The organism is Microcoleus pseudofavosus SVA1_A4, from assembly GCF_036700565.1.
GTDB lineage: Bacteria > Cyanobacteriota > Cyanobacteriia > Cyanobacteriales > Microcoleaceae > Microcoleus.
Genome location: NZ_JAUBPE010000010.1, coordinates 1 through 6318, shown reverse-complemented (window position 1 = coordinate 6318; position 6318 = coordinate 1). Strand labels below are relative to the sequence as shown.

Sequence of the window (6318 nt, the reverse complement as noted above, 5' to 3'; positions counted from 1 at the left end):
ATTTTGGCCGGGTTTTTTTGTCGATCGCACCCAAAACCAAAAATATCCGCGTTAATCAGCGTCAATCAGCCTCCATCAGCGGTTAAAAATCAAATTCATCCTGAAACAAGCGCCCACCTACCGGAGACTTAATTGGTAGATGCACCCTGATTAATTAACTCCCGACCAATTTTGGTTTGGGTTTTTTTTTTGAGCGATCGCACTTTCACCCCAAATTTTCCTTCCTTTTCCCAAACTGTCCCGAAAAAGGTGGTGTGGAGGCGGAGACTTAATTGATAGATGCACCCTGATTAATTAACTCCCGACCAATTTTGGTTTGGGGTTTTTTTTGTCGATCGCACTTTCGCCACACATTCTCGCAAATTCTGCCAAACTGTCCCGAAAGACGTGCTGTCGGACCGGAGATTAGATTAGATTAGTAGATGCACCCTGATTAAATAACTCCCGACCAAATTTTGGCCGGGTTTTTTTTGCGATCGCAGAAACCGGGGTTTTTTACGAAAATACTGCATTTGAGTCTTTAACCTAATGAAAAACCCGGTTTCTTTTGCCTCAATGCGTCCACAACTAAATTATCCGCGTTAATCTGCGTCATCTGCGGTTAAAAATCCAAACTGTCCTGAAGCAAGTGTTATCCAACCGGAGACTAAATCAATAGATGCACCCTGATTAATTAACTCCCGACCAGTTTTGGCCGGGTTTTTTTTGGGCGATCGAACTTTCACCACAAATTATCGGAAATTTCCTCAAACTGTCCTGAAAGAGGTAGTGTTGAGCCGGAGACTAACTTAGTAGATGCACCCTGATTAATTAACTCCCGACCAGTTTTGGCCGGGTTTTTTTTGGGCGATCGAACTTTCACCACAAATTATCGGAAATTTCCTCAAACTGTCCTGAAAGAGGTAGTGTTGAGCCGGAGACTAACTTAGTAGATGCACCCTGATTAATTAACTCCCGACCAGTTTTGGCCGGTTTTTTTTTGGGCGATCGAACTTTCACCACAAATAGGGTAATAGGGTAAGGTGCGCATTGCGACCCTACAAATAGAGTAAATGCGTCCAGAACTGTGAAGCTACAAATTCTCGCAAATTTCCCAAACTGTCCCGAACAGGTGCACCTCGCGCCGGAGATTAAATTAGTAGATGCACCCTGATTAATAAACCCCAGCCAATTAAGGCCGGGGTTTTTTTTAGCTCAAAAGCTGCATTAACCAATTAGGCTAAATCGCCTCAAAAGACTGCACCTCAAGAACCGGGCCGATCATAGCAAAAGTCATTACATCCTTGCGGACTTCACCTTTGACACTGACTTTCAAACCAGCTTTTTTCAACCCAGAAGGAGCATCCTTAAGTTCATAAGTTTCCCCATCTTCGCCAACCAAAGCCCAAGTGCCCGGACCAAATCCTTTGCGTTCAATTTCGCCTTTGACAGTAATACTCATGCCGATCGCACCTCTGTTTTAATTGCTAAACGCGCCAGTCCGAAACACAGCAAAGCATTGACAATCAAGAATGATTGTGATACCAAACCAGTTCCCAATCCCCAAACAGCGGGAGATACAAAAGCATTCACCGCTAAACTGCTAGCAAAGCCGATCGAAATTGCGATCGCGATCCACTTCCACTGTTGATGTCCCAACAGCAAAGCAATCAAAATCCCAGGAATCAAAACGCTAGCAAAAAAGGGATTCAGCATACTGCTGCCGTTAATTGCATTGCCGAGTTCGGGAATAGAACTGCCCATCACCCGCATCGGCCACTGCGGCAAGTCAAATACAAACAGATTTCGCAGGCCAAAGAACCCAGAACTGCCAGCAATCAAGCCGCCGGAAAAGCCCCAAGTCCACTGGAACGGAAAATAATTCCGCATAAAGAAAGCCAGCAGGTAAGAACCGAGCACCATTGCAATTTTAGGCAACAGGGCGACTGCACCGCCGTCAATCCAAAAGCGGGGGCTGAGATAGCCGTTGTCGCGCAGCCAGCGGAAGAAATCGCGGAAGTTGATTTGTCCGCGCTGGGCTAGCTGAACTGCTGCGGCTGCGTCGAGGTGTCCCGAACCAAAATGGTTTAACGGATCTTCAGTGACAGTTCGCGAGGACTGCAAGAGTACGCTGCGAATTGCGTCTGGTTCTGTGATGCCGGAAGCCTTGACAAGGGCTGCAACGGCTGCAACGTGGGGAGAAGCCATGCTAGTGCCTTGGTAGCCTTCAAAGACTTCGGCGCCAGTTTCCGGGTCGATCGTACTTTGCAGGATCTTGCCCATTTCAGAACCGCCGGGGGCTGCAATGTCAACCCCTGCGCCGAAATTGGAGTAAGATGCTTTTTCGTCGTCGGGGCCGAGGGCGGAAACGCCGATGACGTGGGGATAGCGGGCGGGATAGGAAGCGGAACTGTCGCCGGAGTTGCCGGCGGCTGCGATGATGACAACGCCTTTAGAGTGGGCGTAGTCGATCGCCTCTTCCATTAACTGACTTTCGCCGCCGCCGCCGAGACTCATGTTAATCACGTCGGCACCGTTGTCAGCAGCAAATTTAATTGCTTCGGCGATGTCGGAAACCGTGCCGCCACCGCTGCCGCTTAACACTTTCAGCGGCATTAAAGCTGCTTCGTAGGCGATGCCCGCAACGCCGTAATTGTTGTTAGTTGATTGGGCGACTGTACCGGCGACGTGAGTACCGTGGCCGTTGTCATCGTAGGCTTCGGCGCGATCGTTTACAAAGTCGTAGCCCGGTACAAATTTGGTTTCTTTTAAGTCAGCGACTGGAGTAATACCCGTGTCAATTATCGCTACTGTTGTGCCGCTGCCTTTGGTTTCGTTCCAGGCAGATTCTACATTGATGCTGCGGAGATTCCACTGCTTGGTATACATGGGGTCGTTGGGAATCTCGAAAGCGCTGTAGACGTAGTTCGGTTCAATGTATTCGGTATCTTTAGCCAAATTTGATTTTCTCAGGGCGTTTAGCAAAGTGCGATCGCCCTTAACTACATATACATTGTCGCCCGCTGAGAATTCACTGTTGAGTTGCGGTGCGATTTTGTACTGCTGGGCGATCGCATTTACTTCTTTCGCAATCTCAGCAGCACCCAAATCTTCGCGGAAATCCAGCACAATCGAGTCGTAAGTGCCTTGAGTAGCAAGTCCTGGGAAATTAGAAATCGCCCAGCCGAGCCCGATTAAAAATAAGCACAGAAGGAAAAACTTTTTCATGGCCGATCGTCCGTTTAGGGAAGGCTTGTTCCCCACAATAACCCAATTTTCACCGCCAGCGCCAGTTTTCCTTGCTGCGACTTGTGGGGATCTCGCACGCGGGCGTTTGGTAGTTTTCGGCGGTGGCTGTTGCTAGATCAAAAATTGCTCTAATTTCTAGTTTAAATTGCAGAGCAAGTTTTACGACTTCAATTAATTGTATCATTAGAGAAGATGAGAAACAGAACCTGGACTATTTTCAACAAGGGTATTGCATGGAAAGAGGTTTAATGTGGCTGCCGCTGCTGGCAATTTTTATTTCTCTGGCTTGGGCTGGATGGAACGAGTATCAAAAGCTGGAAGCGTATCGCGTCTGGGCAGAACAATTCGCTAAAGCCAAGTACGATATTTATGCTGTACTCGGTCAGCAAGAAGACAGTTTAACTTGGGGAAAACCTACTCGCAGCGGGCCTGTGAATTTGCAAACTTTTTCTTTAAAAGACGTGCAGTCGCTGCGGTTGTTAGTCAACTCTCAGGCAGTTGATTTAGAGTCGCCGCCGAGTTCGGGAAGTCCAATCGCCCTCGAATTTTTGTTGAAAGATGCTGCTGCGGTGCAGGTTCCTTTTACAGAAATTCCTCTAGCGACTAAATGGGGAAAACACTTGCAGCAAGAATTGCAGCGCTTTAGGTAAAAACACTCTCCGGCGGGGCAGCGTATCAGATATGAACTCGGCTAGTTGAAGTTACAAAAGTCTGTAAAACTGGTAGTAGAAATAGAACTTACGCAACAAATCCTTTGAACTGCCATCTATAGGGGTAAAGTGCGCACGGATCGCCCGGAGGACATGAGTTCTTGCAGTAAGTAGTAGGAGTAGTGTCCCCGTGCCTAGCCCGCTCGTGTTCCGTGCGTACCTTACAGTTAAAGTTATTGACCGTAAGCATCCAGGATAAAAGCCCCCGGATTCATCCGTGGAGAAATAAAAAACCTGTATCCGATAAACAAGCCCCCGAATTTATCTGTGGGGTCAATGCTTCAATTCTTTAATCTAAAATCTAAAATCTAAAATCTAAAATCGATTGACCAGCGCGTCCTAAAACAGCTAAATTGCCAGCCCTCAAACCTGCGGAATGGAAACACAAGAATTTTTACAGCGCTATCAACAGGGAGAGCGCAACTTTGGTCACATTGACCTCAGCGGCGCTAGTTTAAGCGGTGTCAACCTGCGAGAAATAGACCTCACTGGTGCTAACTTGACCGGTGCTAATTTGAGCTGGTCTTTTTTGAGCAATGCCAAGTTGATAGGGGCTTGTTTGCGCCGCGCGGATCTCCGCAGTGCGGGGATGGCCGGGGCAAATTTGAGCGGGGCAAATTTGAGCGGGGCAAATCTTGCTAAAGCGGATTTGCGCCTTGCTTGTTTGGAAGCAGCAGAGCTCAATTGGGCCGCGTTGCCTGAAGCGGATTTGGGCGGTGCTAATCTTCAAGGAGTTAAATCAGACCAAATTAATTTGACCGGGGCTAAACTCGACGGCGCGAAGTTGATGGCGGCGGAATTGATGGAGGCGAATCTCAACCGCGCCAGTCTTGTTGGTGCTAATTTAACGGGTGCTAATTTGCGGGAAGCGCATTTGGTGGAAGCGAATTTGCGATCGGCAATTTTAATCGGTGTAAATTTGATTGAATCTGACTTGAATGGCGCTCAAATGCGATCGGCAAATCTGACGGGCGCTGACTTGCACCGAGCAGTGCTGGCGGGGGCGGATTTGACTGAGGCGGTGCTGGATAATGCTGATTTGAGTCGAGCGAATCTGGCGGGTTCTTATTTATTGAAAGCTAGTTTTAAGAAGGCGCTTTTGCTGCGAGCTAACCTGCAAGGAGTGTATTTGTTGCGGGCGGATTTGAGCGAAGCCAATTTGCGCAATGCTGATTTGCAAAAAGCTGATTTGAGCGGCGCTTATTTGATGGATGCGATGTTGGGTGAGGCGGATTTAAGAGAAGCTTGTTTGATTGAGTGCCGTTTGATTCGGACGAATTTGGAGGGGGCGCAGCTTACGGGCTGCTGCATTCAAAATTGGCAAGTTCAGGATGTCGATTTGTCTAAAGTTGACTGCCAATATGTTTTTACTCAGTTTGATTATACTGCCAAAATTCCGGCAAATCGCTATCCGGTCGATCGCGATTTTGAGTCTGGGGAATTGGGGCGGCAGCATCAAGAGGAAAGTTCGATTGTGGAGGTGTGTTTTGCTGAACCTCCTAATTGGGAGGCTTTGGTTTTTACGGTGCGTCGGGTAGAGTTGGAAAGCCGCGAACTCAAGTTGAACGTTCAATTTTTTGAGTCTGCTGGAGAACAACATTTACTGCGGCTGAGCGCGAACCGTTTGGTAAATGGCAAGATTTTGGGCGATCGCATTTTGGAGCTTTATCCAGATATGTTGGAAAAGGTTTTAGCCAAGGGCGCTGAAATTTTAGCCTTGCTCGACCTGGCTGTTGCTAATAACGCTTCGGAGGCGTCACCAACACCGACGCCGGCGAAGCCGAGTCAAAAGGAGGTGTTGGAAAGAAGGCAGGCAATCTACCAGCAAATGGTGCGTCAAATTGCGTCGATTTTGATGTCTCAGACGCCGGATAAATTCACGGAAAGTGTGCAGCGGTTGCTGGATTATTTGAAGCAACAAGGTATTTCAACGGAGGAGATTCAAAGGAAGGTAATAGGTCAAACGATCGCCCAGCGGGCGAAGCAAGATTTGGGTTTTCGGGAACAGTTGCTGAGGTGGGAAAAAACGGCATCCGATCGCGATCGCTGTTCGGTAATGGGGGAAGCGGTGCGATTTGCGATCTCCCTTTTGATCGATTATTAACAATTAACAGTTAATCGTTAACCATTCAAGCCCGAGATCGGCTAATACCCGCACTTGCTCTTCTGCGTCGGAAACTGCAAGCATCGTGCAGCGGGGCAAGCAATACCAAGTTTTTCGGGAACAGTTGCTCACGTGGGAGAAAAGGGCTTCGGATCGCGATCGGTGTTGGATGATGGGGGAAGCGGTGGGGTTTGCGATCGGGAGCGTGTCACTTTTGCGATGAGTATAAATACTCAGAAATACTAGGGCAGAGGTTTTGAGCTATTGTTGGGCAAA

4 protein-coding genes are annotated in these 6318 nt (G+C 48.2%); 2 read left to right on the top strand and 2 right to left on the bottom strand.

The window, feature by feature from the left end; all coding sequences use genetic code 11:
* Positions 1–1219: 1219 nt before the first annotated feature.
* Together QUA02_RS06360 and QUA02_RS06355 are read right to left on the bottom strand one after the other, a co-directional pair.
* The gene (locus tag QUA02_RS06360; protein ID WP_333026119.1) at positions 1220–1441 is read right to left on the bottom strand and encodes a hypothetical protein; all 222 of its coding nucleotides are present in this window, start codon (positions 1439–1441) and stop codon (positions 1220–1222) included.
* On the bottom strand, positions 1438–3207 hold the full coding sequence (locus QUA02_RS06355; RefSeq protein ID WP_333026117.1) for a S8 family peptidase: 1770 nt from the start codon (positions 3205–3207) through the stop codon (positions 1438–1440). Before QUA02_RS06355 ends, QUA02_RS06360 begins: the two co-directional genes overlap by 4 nt.
* A 254-nt stretch (positions 3208–3461) precedes the next feature.
* On the opposite strand from QUA02_RS06355, the gene QUA02_RS06350 reads away from it, so the two are divergent.
* Positions 3462–3878: a hypothetical protein gene (locus QUA02_RS06350; protein WP_333026116.1), complete on the top strand. Its 417-nt coding sequence runs from the start codon at positions 3462–3464 to the stop codon at positions 3876–3878.
* Between the two features lie 436 nt (positions 3879–4314).
* Positions 4315–6042 (top strand): pentapeptide repeat-containing protein, encoded by a 1728-nt coding sequence (locus QUA02_RS06345; protein ID WP_333026114.1) that lies wholly within the window; start codon positions 4315–4317, stop codon positions 6040–6042.
* The last annotated feature ends 276 nt before the right edge of the window (positions 6043–6318 follow it).

What these genes read in the sequence shown, in the direction of transcription:
- QUA02_RS06350 (WP_333026116.1), top strand. Translation starts at nt 3,462, where the DNA reads ATGGAAAGAGGTTTAATGTGGCTGCCGCTGCTGGCAATTTTTATTTCT.
- QUA02_RS06355 (WP_333026117.1), bottom strand. Translation starts at nt 3,207, where the DNA reads ATGAAAAAGTTTTTCCTTCTGTGCTTATTTTTAATCGGGCTCGGCTGG.
- QUA02_RS06345 (WP_333026114.1), top strand. Translation starts at nt 4,315, where the DNA reads ATGGAAACACAAGAATTTTTACAGCGCTATCAACAGGGAGAGCGCAAC.
- QUA02_RS06360 (WP_333026119.1), bottom strand. Translation starts at nt 1,441, where the DNA reads ATGAGTATTACTGTCAAAGGCGAAATTGAACGCAAAGGATTTGGTCCG.